The organism is Ferrovibrio sp. GW821-FHT12F09, from assembly GCF_058806775.1.
Window position 1 is genome coordinate 255,685 of sequence record NZ_JBXAPZ010000003.1, and the last position, 13,524, is coordinate 269,208.

Genomic DNA, 13,524 nt, shown 5'->3' on the forward strand with positions numbered 1-13,524 from the left:
AGTTAGCGTGCCTGCTATAAAATTTAATAATTAGGGGCGTTGGCGATGAGCGATAATACCCTGACCCGGGCGCAACTCAGCGAAGCGATCTACCAGGAGGTGGGTCTGTCTCGCAGTGAGTCGGCCCAGCTGGTCGAAACGGTGCTGAACGAGATTATCGACAGCCTGATCGCCGACCATATGGTCAAGATCTCGTCCTTCGGCACCTTCCAGGTCCGCTCCAAGGGCGGCCGCATGGGCCGCAACCCCAAGACCGGCCAGGAAGTGCCGATCGATCCGCGCAAGGTGCTGGTGTTTCGCGCCAGCCATGTGCTGAAGGAAAAGATCAACGCCGGCATGCATGCCGCCTCGCAGCAGGCCAAGACCAGCGCCTGATTACACCTGTGCCGTGAGCCATGGCCGACCAGCCTGAATCCCAGGACAAGACCGCCAGGAGCAAGACGGGGTCCGCTTTCCGCACGATCGGCGAAGTGGCCGAGACGCTGGGCCTGCCGCAACATGTGCTGCGCTTCTGGGAGAAGAAATTCCACCAGATCCGCCCGGTGAAGCGCAATGGCGGCCGCCGTTACTACCGCGTTGAGGATATCGCGCTCTTAAGCGAAATCCGCACCCTGCTGCACGACCAGGGCTACACCATCAAGGGTGTGCAGAAGCTGCTGCGCGAGGGCGGCCTGGCCAAGGCGGTGCGGGCGCGGGCCCAGAACGAGAAGATGCTGGGCGAGAAGAAAGCAACACCAGCGACCGAAGCGCCGCCCAGGAAGGTCGCCGATACGCGCCAGATCGGCATGCCCTTCGACCTGCTCAACGATATGGGCAGCATGAAACAGGCGCTGAAAACCTGCCTGAAAGAGCTGGAATCGATCCACGCCGATATCGTGGCGCGCCAGAATCGCTGAAAGCGCGATTCAACCCAATACATTTCAATAGTTTAGTGGGCCAGTCATAGATAAAGCCGGTCCGATTGAGTCCTGTTCGGGACCAATTCGATCCGATGCGGAGCCAATTGCGTCCAGTTCAGAGCCAGTTCGGGCCAAGTCCGTCCAGTTGAAGGCCAATTGAGTCCCATTCTGTCCCGATGCAGGAATGGCAGACGGATTCACGATGTTCGACAGCAAAAACGGCTGCGAATGAAATGGGAACAGCGATCTGCAAATCAAGATGTCCTGCGGAATTACAGCGCGTTCCCTCACTGGATTCCCAAGGGGTTGGCGCAGTTGCGCCTGCATGGGGCGGTGGCTATAGTGCGCGCCGCTTCGCCGCGCCGCCTGCTTACCCGGCCGCGCAGCAAAGCCCGGTCGGACTGTAGCGCAGTCTGGTAGCGCACTTGTCTGGGGGACAAGGGGTCGTGGGTTCAAATCCCGCCAGTCCGACCATTTCTTTCCATCTCTGAAAAACCGAATCCGTCAGGCCTGCAACTGCTCTTCGGCGAGCCGGGGCAGGTGCCAGACCTCGTGTTCGACCAGGATGCCGACTTCGTCGCGCCACCAGGCTTCATCCCGGGTGCGGCGGTCAGAATGGCGGTTTTCGGTCCTGCGCTCAGAAACGGTGCTGACCATGGCGATGCCCTCTCTGTACGGATGGGATTGCATGACCAGCCTAACCGGGCGGGACGGGTGGGCGTTCCGCTGCACTGCGGGATGTCTCGCGGATGCCACAAGGCCACAGCCGTTTCACAGGTAAAATACCGGAGGCGGTGGAATACAACCGTGCCACCACCTATGCGTCAGTCAAAAATTAACCATAACCAAGTTCCACTGGTCTCGGGCAGTCATGGGGATGACGGTGGAACAGCAGACAACGGTGCAGGACGCATCCATTCACCTCGGCGAGCGGGGCGACTTTGTCGCCCTGCGTGCCACGGATGGCATGCTGATGATCGATCTGGTGGGCGCACCGGATGGCGAGCAGATCTATCTCGGCATGCAGGAAGGCTTCGCGCGTGGCTGGATCACCACCTCGATGCCCACCCTGGTGGATGTCTCGGCATTTCGCGGCAATATCAACTGGGCGGCAATCAAGGCGGTCAGCAAGCTGGCCGACTGGGGGCGCGGCAACAGGGAGCCGTCGCGCGTCGCCTATGTGAGCGGCGATCCGATCTTCGCCCTGGTGGTGAAGGCAGTGAGCGCCATGTTCCCGAACTCGCGTCACTGCATGTTTCCCGATCGCCAGACGGCGCTGGACTGGCTGCACAGCGTGCGGCATTAGAGGCTTGATCCGCCTTGCTTTTTTGCGGCCCTGAGCCACGCGGAAACAGGGCGCGATACTTGCATTTGAAGCATCCCCGGCTATAGTCCGCGTCTCTCGCTGGCGGCAGGTTTGCCGCCTGGCTGCACATACACGATACAGATACGACAGGGAGCCTTTCATGCTGATTTCCGAGGCCTATGCGCAGGCGGCCGGTGGCACCACCGACATGCTGACCTCGCTGCTGCCGCTGGTCCTGATTTTCGTTGTCTTCTACTTCCTGCTGATCCGTCCGCAGCAGAAGAAGATGAAAGACCACAAGGCGATGATTGAGGCCGTGCGTCGCGGCGACGTGGTCACCACGGCCGGCGGGATCGTCGGCAAGGTGATCAAGGTTCAGGAAGACGGCCTGGTCCAGATCGAGATCGCCGAAGGCGTCAAGGTCAAGGTCATCAAGGGCACCATCGGCGAAGTCCGCTCCAAGGGCGGCGACACCGACGCCGAAGAGAAGACCGAAGCCAAGGCCGGCTGATTTTTCAATGACTGCGAACGGCGCCGATGGTTTCGGCGCCGTTCGTTCTTGAACGACACGCCATTTCCGAACGACACGACCGCTTGCCCCGCTTCGTCGGGCAGCCTCTGACGGTGTAACGACCATGATGTATTTCGCGCCCTGGAAGATTGCGCTGATCGCCCTGGCCTGCCTGGCCAGCGTGATCCTGAGCATCCCGAGCTTCTTCTCGGCCGCAACCGTGGCAAGCTGGCCCAACTGGCTGCCCAAGCGCCAGATCAGCCTCGGCCTCGATCTGCGCGGCGGCGCGCATCTGCTGCTGGAAGTGGATACCAGCGTGGTGCTGCGCGAGCGCCTGGAAGCCGTGGTGGAAGGCGCGCGTAACGAGCTGCGCACCGCACGTATCGGCTATACCTCGCTGGGTGTTTCCGGCAGCAACAGCGTGGCTGTGCGTCTGCGCGATCCGGCCCAGACCGAGCAGGCGCGCCAGCTGCTGACCAAGCTGGGCAATCCCGTGCAGAGCACCGCCGGCCTCGGCTTCGGCGCCACGCAGACCGATCTGCAGGTATCGGCCACGCCGGACGGCCAGATCCGCATGACGCTGTCGGAAGCCGCGCTGGTCGAGCGCGCCCGTAACGCCGTGACACAATCCATTGAAATCGTCCGCCGCCGTATCGACCAGACCGGCGTGTCGGAACCCACCATCCAGCGTCAGGGCGACAGCCGCATCCTGGTCCAGCTGCCCGGCGTGGGTGATCCGCAGCGCATCAAGACGCTGGTCGGCACCACCGCGAAGCTGACCTTCCGCATGGTGGACACCAATGCCGATCCGAATGCGCCGGCGCCGCCGGGCTCGGAAATCCTGGAAGGCGACAAGGGCCGCGGCGAACGCTATGTCGTGAAGCGCAAGGTTGAGGTTGCCGGCGATAATCTGGTGGATGCCCAGCCGGGCTACGACCAGCGCGGCGGCCAGCCCATCGTCTCCTTCCGCTTCGATACCACCGGCGGCAAGCGCTTTGCCGAGATCACCCAGCAATCCGTGGGCCAGCCCTTTGCCATTGTGCTCGACAACAAGGTGCTGAGCGCGCCGGTGATCCGCGAGCCGATCCTGGGCGGCTCAGGCCAGATCAGCGGCAACTTCACCGTGGCCGAAGCCAACGATCTTTCCGTGCTGCTGCGTGCCGGCGCCCTGCCGGCGCCGCTGAAAGTGGTGGAGGAACGCACTGTCGGTCCCGACCTGGGCGAGGATTCGATCCGTGCCGGCCTGATCTCGATTGCCGTCGCTGCCGCGCTGGTCGTGGTCTACATGGTGCTGGCCTATGGCCTGTTCGGCCTGTTCGCCGATGTGGCGCTGCTGGTCAACCTGGTGATGACGCTGGCCGCCATGTCGCTGCTGCAGGCGACCCTGACGCTGCCCGGCATCGCCGGCCTGCTGCTGACGCTAGGCATGTCGGTCGACGCCAACGTGCTGATCAACGAGCGCATCCGCGAAGAAGTGAAAATGGGCAAGTCGCCGATGGCGGCGATGTCGGCCGGATTCAGCCGCGCCTTCAGCACCATCTTCGATGCCAACGTCACCACGCTGATCAAGATGGCGCTGCTCTATTCGCTGGGCTCCGGCACGGTGAAGGGCTTTGCCGTCACCATCTCGATCGGCATTCTCACCTCGATGTTCACTGCCACCGTCCTCGTTCGCCTGATGATGGTGACCTGGCTGCGCCAGCGTCGTCCGACGCTGCTGCCGGTGTAAGGAGGCGACCGTTATGTACAAGCTTCGTCTGATCCCGGACAACACCGCCTATCCCTTCATGAAGGGCCGCGTCATCGGACTGGCCGTTTCGGCCTTCCTGTCGGTGATCTCGGTCGTCCTGTTCTTCTATCCGGGCCTGAATTACGGCATCGACTTCAAGGGCGGCATCGTGATCGAGGCCCGCCTGCAGCAGCCGGCCGATTTCCCGGCGCTGCGCGGCCTGATCGGCAACCTGAATCTCGGCCATTCGGCGTTGCAGCAGTTCGGCGGGCCGAATGATGTGCTGATCCGTCTGGAGCGCCAGGGCACGGAAGACTCAGCCGCGCAGCAAGCCGCCGACAAGGTGCGCGTTGCGCTGACGCAGGCCTATCCGGGCACCGAAATCCGCCGCGTGGAAGCGGTGGGCGCATCCGTGTCGGAAGGCCTGTTCCGCGATGGCATGCTGGCCATGGGCTTGGCGCTGGTCGCCATGCTGATCTACATCTGGTTCCGCTTTGAATGGCAGTTCGGCATCGGCGCCATCGCCACCCTGGTGCTCGACGTCACCAAGACCATCGGCTTCTACGTGGTGACCGACATCCAGTTCAATCTGGTGGCCATTGCGGCCGTGCTGACCGTGATGGGATTCTCGGTCAACGACAAGGTGGTGGTCTATGACCGCGTGCGCGAGAACCTGCGCAAGTACAAGTCGCTGCCGCTACGCGAACTGATCGACAAGAGCATCAACGAGACGCTGAACCGCACGGTCAACACCTCGCTGACCGTGTTCCTCTCGACCATCCCGCTGGCCCTGTTCGGCGGCGAGGCGGTGCGCGAATTCGCGCTGGTGCTGCTGTTCGGCATCGTGCTGGCGACCTCGTCCTCGATCTTCATCGCCGCACCGATCCTGCTGTTCCTGGGCGAGAACCGCCTGCGTCGCGGCCAGCCGGCCGAGCAGGCCGAAGCCAAGGCCGCCGCGCAGCGGCCGTAAGGGGCGCGCGGAGCGAGCGGCGTCATGGACCTGCTGCCGCGCATTCCCGGCGACCGCCAGGTCATCAATGCCTATGGCGATGGCGGCTTCCGCATCTCCGGCAAACACTGGACGGAATCCGTGCTGGTGTTCCCGACCCAGACGCTGGCCTGGGGAATCATCGATATCAAAGAGATGACACTGGCTTCGCTGGAACCGGTCTTTGCTATCGCCGGCGAGGTGGAAATCCTGCTGCTCGGCTGCGGTCCGGACATGGTCTTCATCGACAAGGCGCTGCGCGCCGAGGTGCGCAAGCGTGGCCCGGTGATCGAGACGCTGGACACCGGCGCCGCCTGCCGCACCTACAATCTTCTCATGGGCGAGAGCCGCCGGGTGGCGGCGGCGCTGATCCCGGTCTGACCGGCAGTCGGTTCACGCAGGCAAAGAAAAAGGGCGGCCCGCAAAGGCCGCCCTCGTTCGTTTTGAAAGGCTGTCGCCTTACCAGGCGCCGCCATTCTGCTGCGCGACCATGCAGTACAGCATCGGGATCGACAGCATGAAGTTGGTGCGCGAGCCCAGCATGGCCATGCGGGCCGCCTTGGCCTTCGACGCATCGTCGGTCGGCACGATGCCCAGCGCCTTCTTCTGGTTCGGCCAGATGACGAACCAGACATTGGCGGCCATGAACAGGCCGAGCCACATGCCGATACCGATGGTGCGGCTGCCTTCCTGCAGGGCCAGCGCCTGATGGCCGTAGCCGTTCAGGAAGGCCAGGATCAGGCCGGTGATGACCGTGGCGAGCGCCGCCCAGCGGAACCAGAACAGCGCCTCGGGGGCGATGAACTTGCCCACGGCGGGCTTCAGCTCGGCCGGGATCTTCGGCATGGTGGGGATCTGCACGAAGTTGAAGTACCACAGCAGGCCGATCCACAGGATGCCCGAGAGGACATGCAGCCAGCGGAAGAAGAAGCTGACGAAGGCAGCATCGAAGCTGCGGTGGACAAGGAAGAACAGCACCAGCGCCAGGACGACGCCGGCGCCGAGCGCCTTGTAGAGGTTTTCCAGAATCTTTGCCATGATGCGGGTCCTTATTGTTCTTGTTCAGGCGTTGCTGGTTATGCTGGTCCGCAGCCGGGGCCCTCGGGGACGAGGGCGAGGGAAGGAACGAATCGATTACCCATGTCTGCGCGCAACAGCCCTGATTCGCTGCGCTGAAGTTATCACAAAACCGCTAGTCCGGAATGACCGAATCGCCTGATGACCATTGCGCCCGCGAGTTGCGCCGGCTGGACCCTGACCGCTGGCTGAGTGCGCTGTTCGCACCGGATGCCCGGCGGGCAGGCCTGTTCGCGCTCTACGCGTTCAACAGCGAGATCGCCCGGGCCCGCGAAACCGTCACCCAACCCATGATCGGCCAGATCCGCCTGCAATGGTGGCGCGAGGCCTGGGAGGGTATCCGCGCCGGCACGCCGCGGCAACATCCCGTTGTACTGGCGCTGCATGCCCATTGCCGTGGTTTGGATATGGAACAGGCGCTGGCGCTGATCGACGGGCGCGAACGCGACATGGACGAAGCGCCGCTCGCCGACATGGCGGCGCTGCTGGACTATGCGGCCGCGACCTCGGTGCCGTTGATGCGGCTGGCGGCACAGCAGCTCGGCGCAACGATAGATGACAGCATCCTGCAGCCGGCGGCCACGGCCTATGCGCTGACCGGCATCCTGCGCGCGACACCGCATCTGATCGCGCAGCGCCGCATCCTGCTGCCGGCCAGTCTGCTCGGCGCCCATGGTATTTCGCCCGATGCGGTGATCCAGACCGATGTGAGCGCCAAGCTGCCGGCCGTGCTCGCCGAGATCGCGGGTGAGGCCAAACGACTGCTGGCTGCCGCAAGGCAGGGAACGTCATCGCGCCAGGCTTTGCCGGCGCTGCTGCCGGCAAAACTGGCCGGCCTGCATCTGAAGGCGCTGGAACAGTGCGGCTACGATCCGATGATGGCCGAGGCGCGTGTTACGCCGCTGCGCAAACAGATGGCACTGCTCTGGGCCTCGTTGCGCGGCCGGATCTAGGCGGCAGCGGCCGCGGCGCCGCCAAGCCAGGTCCCGAGATCGGCCAGCGCGCGACGGCTCAGGACTTTCTTGCGTTCGCTTTTATGCACGTCCTCGCCGACCGGCGGGAACAGGCCGAAATTCACATTCATCGGCTGGAAGTGCTTGGCATCGGCGCCACCGGTGATGTGGCTGTGCAGCGCGCCGAGCGCCGTGGTCGGCGGCGGCGGCGTCTGTTCGCTGCCCAGGCGCTGGCTTGCCGCCATGCGGCCGGCGATCAGGCCTATAGCTGTGCTTTCGACATAGCCCTCTACGCCGGTGACCTGGCCGGCGAAACGCAGCCGCGGCATCGCCTTCAGGCGCAGCTGCGTGTCGAGCAGCTTGGGCGAGTTGAGGAAGGTGTTGCGGTGGATGCCGCCGAGCCGGGCGAATTGCGCATTCTCCAGCCCCGGGATCATGCGGAAGATGCGGGTCTGCTCGCCATGCTTCATCTTGGTCTGGAAGCCGACCATGTTGTAGAGCGTGCCGAGCTTGTTGTCCTGGCGCAGCTGCACGACCGCATAGGGTTTGCGGCCGGTTTTCGGATCGGTCAGGCCGACCGGCTTCATCGGACCGAAGGTCAGCGTGCGCGGGCCGCGCTCGGCCATCACCTCGATCGGCAGACAGCCCTCGAAATAGGGCGTGTTCTTTTCCCACTCTTTAAACTCTGTCTTTTCCGCAGCGAGCAGCGCCGCATGGAATTCGAGGTAGTTGGGTTTCTCGAAGGGGCAGTTGATGTAATCGGCGCCGTCTCCGGCCGGTCCCACCTTGTCGTAGCGCGACTGGAACCACGCCTTGTCCATGTCGATGCTGTCTTTGTGGATGATCGGCGCGATGGCATCGAAGAAGGCCAGGCTCTGCAGGCCGGTGAGCTGGCCCACGGCTTCAGCCAAAGCGGGCGAGGTGAGCGGCCCGGTGGCGACGATCACGCTGTCCCAGTCCGCCGGCGGCAGGCCGGCGATCTCGCCGCGTTCCAGCGTGATCAGCGGCTCGGCTTCGATGGCCTTGTGCACCTCGCCGGAAAAGACATCGCGGTCGACGGCGAGGGCGCCACCGGCCGGCACTTTCGCCACTTCAGCGGCCCGCATGATCAGCGAATTGCAACGCCGCAGTTCTTCATGCAGCAGCCCGACGGCATTGCCTTCCACATCGTCGGAGCGGAAGGAATTTGAGCAGACCAGCTCGGCCAGGTTGTCGGTGTGATGGGCATCGGTCTTGCGGATCGGCCGCATCTCGTGCAGCACCACCGGCACGCCCAGGCGCGAAACCTGCCAGGCGGCTTCCGAGCCGGCGAGCCCGCCGCCGATGATGTGGATGGGCTTAATCTGCGTCATGCAACATCTCCTCGAGCGCGGCGACGCTGCCGGCGCTCAGTATCTTCATGGCAATGGCCTGGCTGAAGCCGCGACGCGCCAGCGCGCCGAGATCCTTCTGCTTCATGGTCCGGCGTTCTTCGGCGTCCATCCGATATGGCCCCAACTTGCGTTTGCGGGCGAAGGCGGCGGCCGCCGGCAGGTCGGAGACCGGTGCATCCGCTTCATCCTGCAGGCGCTCGAAAGCGGCAGCCACATCGTCCTGCGCCACGCCTTTGACGGCCAGCGTCTGCTTGATGCGGCCAAGCGACTTGCCCTCGGCATAGAGCCGCCGCACCCGGCCTTCGGCATATTTGCGGTCGTCCAGCAGGTTGAGCCGCTGCAGCTTGGCCAGCAGGGCTACGATCCATTGCACCGCCTCTTCGGCTGTCGGCGCGCCATGTTCGGCAATCGAGCGCCGCACCTTGCGGTCCAGCACCCGGCGGAGATTCTCCGCCGAACTGCTGTAGCGTTCGAGATAGAACAGGGCGGCCTTTTCCAGATAGTCCGGCGTGATCTTTTTCGGGACCTTGCGCGGACGCGGCGGCACGGATGGCCTCAGGCCACCAGTTTGGCGATGCCGGCCAGCGCGATCTGGGAATCCTCGCTGGACTTCACGCCCGACACGCCGACGGCGCCGATGCAGATGCCGTCCACGATGATCGGTTCGCCGCCTTCCAGCAGCACCATGTCGCTGACAGCGGCCGCGGTCAGGAAGGCGGTGCGGCCGTTGCCGATCACCTCTTCCAGGCCCTTGGTCGGCTTGCGCGCATAGGCGGCCGCCTTGGCCTTGCCCTGGCTGATATAGGTCGACTGGGTCGGCGCGCCGTCGAGACGCTGGAAATGCAGCAGATGGCCGCCGTCATCGGCAATGGCGATGCTGACCTTCCAGTTGTTCTTCACGGCTTCGGCTTCGGCGCCGGCGGCAATGGCCTGGACGTCGGACAGGGTGAGGGCCTTGCGGGTAATCATCGACAGGTGCTTCCTTGTTTTATTCCGCCGCGGCGCGGCCGACTTTTTTCGAGGCCGGCGCAGCCGAACGCTGCGCCGCCGGTTTCAGATACTCTTTCAGATACTGGCCTGTATAGCTGTCCTTGACCTTGGCCACGTCTTCCGGTGCGCCCTGGGCGACCACGCGGCCACCGCCGCTGCCGCCTTCGGGGCCCATATCGACGATCCAGTCGGCGGTCTTGATCACTTCGAGATTGTGCTCGATCACGATCATGGTGTTGCCGGAATCGACCAGCGTGTGCAGCACTTCGAGCAGCTTGCGCACATCCTCGAAATGCAGGCCGGTGGTCGGTTCGTCGAGGATGTAGAGCGTGCGGCCGGTGGCGCGCTTGGACAGTTCCTTGGCCAGCTTGACGCGCTGCGCCTCGCCGCCCGACAGCGTGGTGGCCGACTGGCCGATCTTGATATAGCCGAGGCCGACCTTTTCCAGCGTCTCCAGTTTGTCGCGGATGGTCGGCACGGCCTTGAAGAAGGCGGCGCCGTCTTCCACCGTCATGTCGAGCACATCGGCAATCGACTTGTCGCGATAGTGGATTTCCAGCGTCTCGCGGTTGTAGCGCCTGCCTTTACAGACGTCGCATTGCACGTAGACGTCGGGCAGGAAGTGCATCTCGATCTTGATCAGGCCGTCGCCCTGGCAGGCTTCGCAGCGGCCGCCCTTGACGTTGAACGAGAAGCGGCCAGGCGCATAGCCACGTGTCTTGGCTTCCGGCAGGCCGGCGAACCAGTCGCGGATCGGGCCGAAGGCGCCGGTATAGGTGGCGGGATTGGAGCGCGGCGTGCGGCCGATGGGCGACTGGTCGATATCGACGATCTTGTCGAGCCATTCCAGACCCTCGATCCGCTCATGCGAACCCGGAATCTCGCGACTGTTGTTGAGCTTGCGCGAGATTGCCTTGAACAGCGTCTCGATGGTCAGCGTCGACTTGCCGCCGCCGGATACGCCGGTGACGCAGGTGAAGATGCCGAGCGGAAAGTCGACCGAGATATTCTGCAGGTTGTTGGCTTTCGCCCCGATCACCTTGATCTGCTTGTTGGCGACGCGCTTGCGGCGCTGCTTCGGGATGGCGACCGATTTCGCACCGGTCAGATACTGGCCGGTGACGGATTTCTTCGACCGCATGATATCGTCGGGCGTGCCCTGGGCGATGATTTCGCCGCCATGCACGCCGGCTGCCGGGCCCATGTCGATGACATAATCCGCCTGGCGGATCGCTTCCTCGTCATGTTCGACCACCAGCACCGAATTGCCGATATCGCGCAGATGGACCAGCGTCTCCAGCAGCTTGGCGTTGTCGCGCTGATGCAGGCCGATGGAGGGCTCGTCCAGCACGTAGAGCACGCCGGTCAGGCCAGAGCCGATCTGCGAGGCCAGACGGATACGCTGGCTTTCGCCGCCCGACAGCGTACCTGATGAACGGGCCATCGACAGGTAATCGAGGCCGACATTGACCAGGAAGCCAAGGCGGTCGTTGATTTCCTTGAGGATGCGCGCGGCGATATCCTTTTCCTTGGGCTTCAGCTTTTTGGTCAGGTCGAGAAACCACTGGCGCGCATCGAGGATCGAGTATTCGCAGACCTGGCCGATATTCATGCCGCCGACCTTGACCGCCAGGGCTTCCGGCTTGAGGCGGTAGCCGTTGCAGGTCTCGCAGGAGGTGGCGGACTGGTAGCGCGACAGTTCCTCGCGGATCATGTCGGACTCAGTCTCGCGCCAGCGACGTTCGAGATTGGGCAGAACGCCTTCGAACGGCCGCTTCACCGTATAGGTGCGCATGCCGTCGTCGTAGGAGATCGGCACGATATCGTCGCCCGAACCCTGCAGGATGGCGTTGCGGATCTTGACCGGCAGCTCCTTCCATTTGGTGTTCAGCGAGAATTTGTAGAATTTCGCCAGACCTTCCAGGGTCTGCAGGTAGTAGGGCGAGGGCGTGGCGGCGCGCGACCACGGCACGATCGCACCTTCACGCAGCGATATGCTTTCCTCCGGCACCACCATGGCGGCGTCGAAATACATCTTCGAGCCGAGGCCGTCGCAGGTGGGGCAGGCGCCATGGGGACTATTGAACGAAAACAGCCGCGGCTCGATCTCTTCGATGGTGAAACCGGATACCGGGCAGGCGAACTTGGCCGAAAAGATCGTGCGCTCGTCCTTGTCGGCATTCTCGGCGAAGGCGATGCCGTCGGCGAGATTCAGCGCCGTCTCGATGGAATCCGCCAGGCGGGTCTTGATGTCGCTGCGGACAACAACACGGTCGACCACCACTTCGATATCGTGCTTCAGCTTCTTGTTGAGCGCCGGCACTTCGCCGATCTCGAACAGCTTGCCGTCGACCTTGACGCGCTGGAAGCCGCGCTTCTGCAGGTCCTGCAATTCCTTGCGATACTCGCCCTTGCGGTCGCGTACGATGGGGGCCAGCAGCAGCAGGCGGGTGCCTTCCGGCATCGCCAGCACGCGGTCCACCATCTGGCTCACGGTCTGGCTCTCGATCGGCAGGCCGGTGGCGGGCGAGTAGGGCACGCCGATACGGGCATAGAGCAGGCGCAGATAGTCGTAGATTTCGGTAACGGTGCCGACGGTCGAGCGCGGGTTTTTCGAGGTGGTTTTCTGCTCGATGGAGATCGCGGGGCTGAGGCCGTCGATGTGATCTACATCGGGCTTCTGCATCAGCTCCAGGAACTGGCGCGCATAGGCCGAAAGGGATTCGACATAGCGCCTCTGGCCTTCGGCATAGATCGTGTCGAAGGCGAGCGACGACTTGCCCGAACCGGACAGGCCGGTCAGCACGACCAGCTTGTCACGGGGGATGTCGACATCGACATTCTTCAGATTGTGCTCGCGGGCGCCGCGGACGGAAATGAACTTCTGCATGGATTTACGCCGGTCTCTGGGGGTGCCGATTATTGCGCTTTACGGGACAGTTGTTCACTATACCCGCCTGTTATATTATAGGATCAGTTCAAGAACGGATAGGGGTTAAACAATGGCTGGCAGCGTCAACAAAGTGATCCTGGTCGGTAATCTAGGTCGCGACCCTGAAATCCGTAGCATGCAGTCGGGCGAAGAGATCGCCCAGCTGTCGGTGGCGACCTCGGAAACCTGGAAAGACAAGGCTTCGGGTGAGCGCAAGGAGCGCACCGAATGGCACCGGGTGGTGATTTTCAACGAAAACCTCGTGAAAGTGGCCAAATCCTATCTGAAAAAGGGTTCCAAGCTCTATATCGAGGGCTCCCTGCAGACCCGCAAGTGGACCGATAAGGACGGTGCCGAGAAGTTCACCACCGAGGTGGTGCTGCAGCGTTTCCGCGGCGAACTGACCATGCTGGACGGCCGTGAAGGCGGCGGTGGCGGTGGGGGCGGCGGATTCGGCAGCGGCGGCGATGATTACGGCAGTGGCGGCGGCGGTTCCTCTGGCGGTGGATTCGGCGGCGGCAAGTCCAGTGGCGGCTCCCCGGCCCGTCGCGATGACATGGACGACGAAATCCCGTTCTGATCCGATCCGCATCGAAACCGGAAAGCGCGGCCCCAGGGCCGCGCTTTTTTGTGCCTGAATTCGAACCGGACTGCACTCTTCGGTTGTAAACCGGTGGCTTCGCGCCAGCGGCTTTGATAGCGTCGGTGTCATAGACACCAACGCTGCCGGGGGAGGCGCGCCTGTCTCAGTCCGCCCTGTTGCGCG

The 13,524-nt window shown here is 63.4% G+C and carries 15 protein-coding genes and 1 tRNA gene; 10 read left to right on the top strand and 6 right to left on the bottom strand.

Annotation, left to right across the window (positions count from 1 at the left end; translation table 11 throughout):
- The first annotated feature begins 45 nt into the window (after positions 1-45).
- The 3 genes from AC1ROB_RS21525 (at position 46) to AC1ROB_RS21535 (ending at position 1,373) form a co-directional block, all read left to right on the top strand.
- Positions 46-375: an integration host factor subunit alpha gene (locus AC1ROB_RS21525; protein ID WP_492973019.1), complete on the top strand. Its 330-nt coding sequence runs from the start codon at positions 46-48 to the stop codon at positions 373-375.
- 20 nt (positions 376-395) lie between these two features.
- Complete coding sequence (locus AC1ROB_RS21530) at positions 396-896, top strand: MerR family transcriptional regulator (RefSeq protein ID WP_492973018.1); 501 nt, start codon at positions 396-398, stop codon at positions 894-896.
- Between the two features lie 400 nt (positions 897-1,296).
- Positions 1,297-1,373: transfer RNA gene (locus AC1ROB_RS21535), tRNA-Pro, on the top strand.
- A gap of 30 nt (positions 1,374-1,403) precedes the next feature.
- On the opposite strand, the gene AC1ROB_RS21540 is transcribed toward AC1ROB_RS21535, so the two are convergent.
- Complete coding sequence (locus tag AC1ROB_RS21540) at positions 1,404-1,589, bottom strand: hypothetical protein (RefSeq protein WP_492973017.1); 186 nt, start codon at positions 1,587-1,589, stop codon at positions 1,404-1,406.
- 193 nt (positions 1,590-1,782) lie between these two features.
- On the opposite strand from AC1ROB_RS21540, the gene AC1ROB_RS21545 reads away from it, so the two are divergent.
- The 5 genes from AC1ROB_RS21545 (at position 1,783) to AC1ROB_RS21565 (ending at position 5,814) form a co-directional block, all read left to right on the top strand.
- Positions 1,783-2,205: a hypothetical protein gene (locus tag AC1ROB_RS21545; RefSeq protein ID WP_492973016.1), complete on the top strand. Its 423-nt coding sequence runs from the start codon at positions 1,783-1,785 to the stop codon at positions 2,203-2,205.
- A gap of 160 nt (positions 2,206-2,365) precedes the next feature.
- Positions 2,366-2,716 (top strand): preprotein translocase subunit YajC, encoded by a 351-nt coding sequence (gene yajC, locus AC1ROB_RS21550; RefSeq protein ID WP_492973015.1) that lies wholly within the window; start codon positions 2,366-2,368, stop codon positions 2,714-2,716.
- Positions 2,717-2,840: 124 nt separating this feature from the next.
- Positions 2,841-4,445, top strand: a complete 1,605-nt coding sequence (secD, locus tag AC1ROB_RS21555) for a protein translocase subunit SecD (protein WP_492973014.1) — start codon at positions 2,841-2,843, stop codon at positions 4,443-4,445.
- 13 nt (positions 4,446-4,458) lie between these two features.
- Positions 4,459-5,415, top strand: coding sequence for a protein translocase subunit SecF (secF, locus tag AC1ROB_RS21560; protein ID WP_492973013.1), 957 nt, complete (start codon positions 4,459-4,461; stop codon positions 5,413-5,415).
- A 24-nt stretch (positions 5,416-5,439) separates the two neighbouring features.
- Positions 5,440-5,814 (top strand): Mth938-like domain-containing protein, encoded by a 375-nt coding sequence (locus AC1ROB_RS21565; RefSeq protein ID WP_492973012.1) that lies wholly within the window; start codon positions 5,440-5,442, stop codon positions 5,812-5,814.
- Positions 5,815-5,892: 78 nt separating this feature from the next.
- Here the strand turns inward: AC1ROB_RS21565 and AC1ROB_RS21570 are convergent, their stop codons facing one another.
- Positions 5,893-6,471 carry a urate hydroxylase PuuD gene (locus AC1ROB_RS21570; RefSeq protein WP_492973011.1) on the bottom strand — a complete coding sequence of 193 codons (579 nt, stop codon included), beginning with the start codon at positions 6,469-6,471 and terminating at the stop codon, positions 5,893-5,895.
- A gap of 164 nt (positions 6,472-6,635) precedes the next feature.
- Between AC1ROB_RS21570 and AC1ROB_RS21575 the strand changes: the two genes are divergently transcribed.
- Positions 6,636-7,463 (top strand): phytoene/squalene synthase family protein, encoded by an 828-nt coding sequence (locus tag AC1ROB_RS21575; RefSeq protein WP_492973010.1) that lies wholly within the window; start codon positions 6,636-6,638, stop codon positions 7,461-7,463.
- On the opposite strand, the gene trmFO is transcribed toward AC1ROB_RS21575, so the two are convergent.
- From trmFO to uvrA, 4 genes are read right to left on the bottom strand one after another with little or no spacing between them, the layout of a single operon-like run.
- Positions 7,460-8,815 carry a methylenetetrahydrofolate--tRNA-(uracil(54)-C(5))-methyltransferase (FADH(2)-oxidizing) TrmFO gene (gene trmFO / locus AC1ROB_RS21580; protein ID WP_492973009.1) on the bottom strand — a complete coding sequence of 452 codons (1,356 nt, stop codon included), beginning with the start codon at positions 8,813-8,815 and terminating at the stop codon, positions 7,460-7,462. The genes AC1ROB_RS21575 and trmFO overlap by 4 nt on opposite strands.
- Complete coding sequence (locus AC1ROB_RS21585) at positions 8,802-9,383, bottom strand: regulatory protein RecX (RefSeq protein ID WP_492973007.1); 582 nt, start codon at positions 9,381-9,383, stop codon at positions 8,802-8,804. Before AC1ROB_RS21585 ends, trmFO begins: the two co-directional genes overlap by 14 nt.
- A gap of 8 nt (positions 9,384-9,391) precedes the next feature.
- On the bottom strand, positions 9,392-9,805 hold the full coding sequence (locus tag AC1ROB_RS21590) for a GlcG/HbpS family heme-binding protein (RefSeq protein WP_492973005.1): 414 nt from the start codon (positions 9,803-9,805) through the stop codon (positions 9,392-9,394).
- A 19-nt stretch (positions 9,806-9,824) separates the two neighbouring features.
- Positions 9,825-12,716, bottom strand: coding sequence for an excinuclease ABC subunit UvrA (gene uvrA, locus AC1ROB_RS21595; RefSeq protein ID WP_492973004.1), 2,892 nt, complete (start codon positions 12,714-12,716; stop codon positions 9,825-9,827).
- 112 nt (positions 12,717-12,828) lie between these two features.
- Between uvrA and ssb the strand changes: the two genes are divergently transcribed.
- Positions 12,829-13,338: a single-stranded DNA-binding protein gene (ssb, locus tag AC1ROB_RS21600; RefSeq protein WP_492973003.1), complete on the top strand. Its 510-nt coding sequence runs from the start codon at positions 12,829-12,831 to the stop codon at positions 13,336-13,338.
- The last annotated feature ends 186 nt before the right edge of the window (positions 13,339-13,524 follow it).

What these genes read in the sequence shown, in the direction of transcription:
- AC1ROB_RS21575 (WP_492973010.1), top strand. Translation starts at nt 6,636, where the DNA reads ATGACCGAATCGCCTGATGACCATTGCGCCCGCGAGTTGCGCCGGCTG.
- AC1ROB_RS21540 (WP_492973017.1), bottom strand. Translation starts at nt 1,589, where the DNA reads ATGCAATCCCATCCGTACAGAGAGGGCATCGCCATGGTCAGCACCGTT.
- yajC (WP_492973015.1), top strand. Translation starts at nt 2,366, where the DNA reads ATGCTGATTTCCGAGGCCTATGCGCAGGCGGCCGGTGGCACCACCGAC.
- AC1ROB_RS21525 (WP_492973019.1), top strand. Translation starts at nt 46, where the DNA reads ATGAGCGATAATACCCTGACCCGGGCGCAACTCAGCGAAGCGATCTAC.
- ssb (WP_492973003.1), top strand. Translation starts at nt 12,829, where the DNA reads ATGGCTGGCAGCGTCAACAAAGTGATCCTGGTCGGTAATCTAGGTCGC.
- uvrA (WP_492973004.1), bottom strand. Translation starts at nt 12,716, where the DNA reads ATGCAGAAGTTCATTTCCGTCCGCGGCGCCCGCGAGCACAATCTGAAG.
- AC1ROB_RS21565 (WP_492973012.1), top strand. Translation starts at nt 5,440, where the DNA reads ATGGACCTGCTGCCGCGCATTCCCGGCGACCGCCAGGTCATCAATGCC.
- AC1ROB_RS21530 (WP_492973018.1), top strand. Translation starts at nt 396, where the DNA reads ATGGCCGACCAGCCTGAATCCCAGGACAAGACCGCCAGGAGCAAGACG.
- trmFO (WP_492973009.1), bottom strand. Translation starts at nt 8,815, where the DNA reads ATGACGCAGATTAAGCCCATCCACATCATCGGCGGCGGGCTCGCCGGC.
- AC1ROB_RS21570 (WP_492973011.1), bottom strand. Translation starts at nt 6,471, where the DNA reads ATGGCAAAGATTCTGGAAAACCTCTACAAGGCGCTCGGCGCCGGCGTC.
- secD (WP_492973014.1), top strand. Translation starts at nt 2,841, where the DNA reads ATGATGTATTTCGCGCCCTGGAAGATTGCGCTGATCGCCCTGGCCTGC.
- AC1ROB_RS21590 (WP_492973005.1), bottom strand. Translation starts at nt 9,805, where the DNA reads ATGATTACCCGCAAGGCCCTCACCCTGTCCGACGTCCAGGCCATTGCC.
- secF (WP_492973013.1), top strand. Translation starts at nt 4,459, where the DNA reads ATGTACAAGCTTCGTCTGATCCCGGACAACACCGCCTATCCCTTCATG.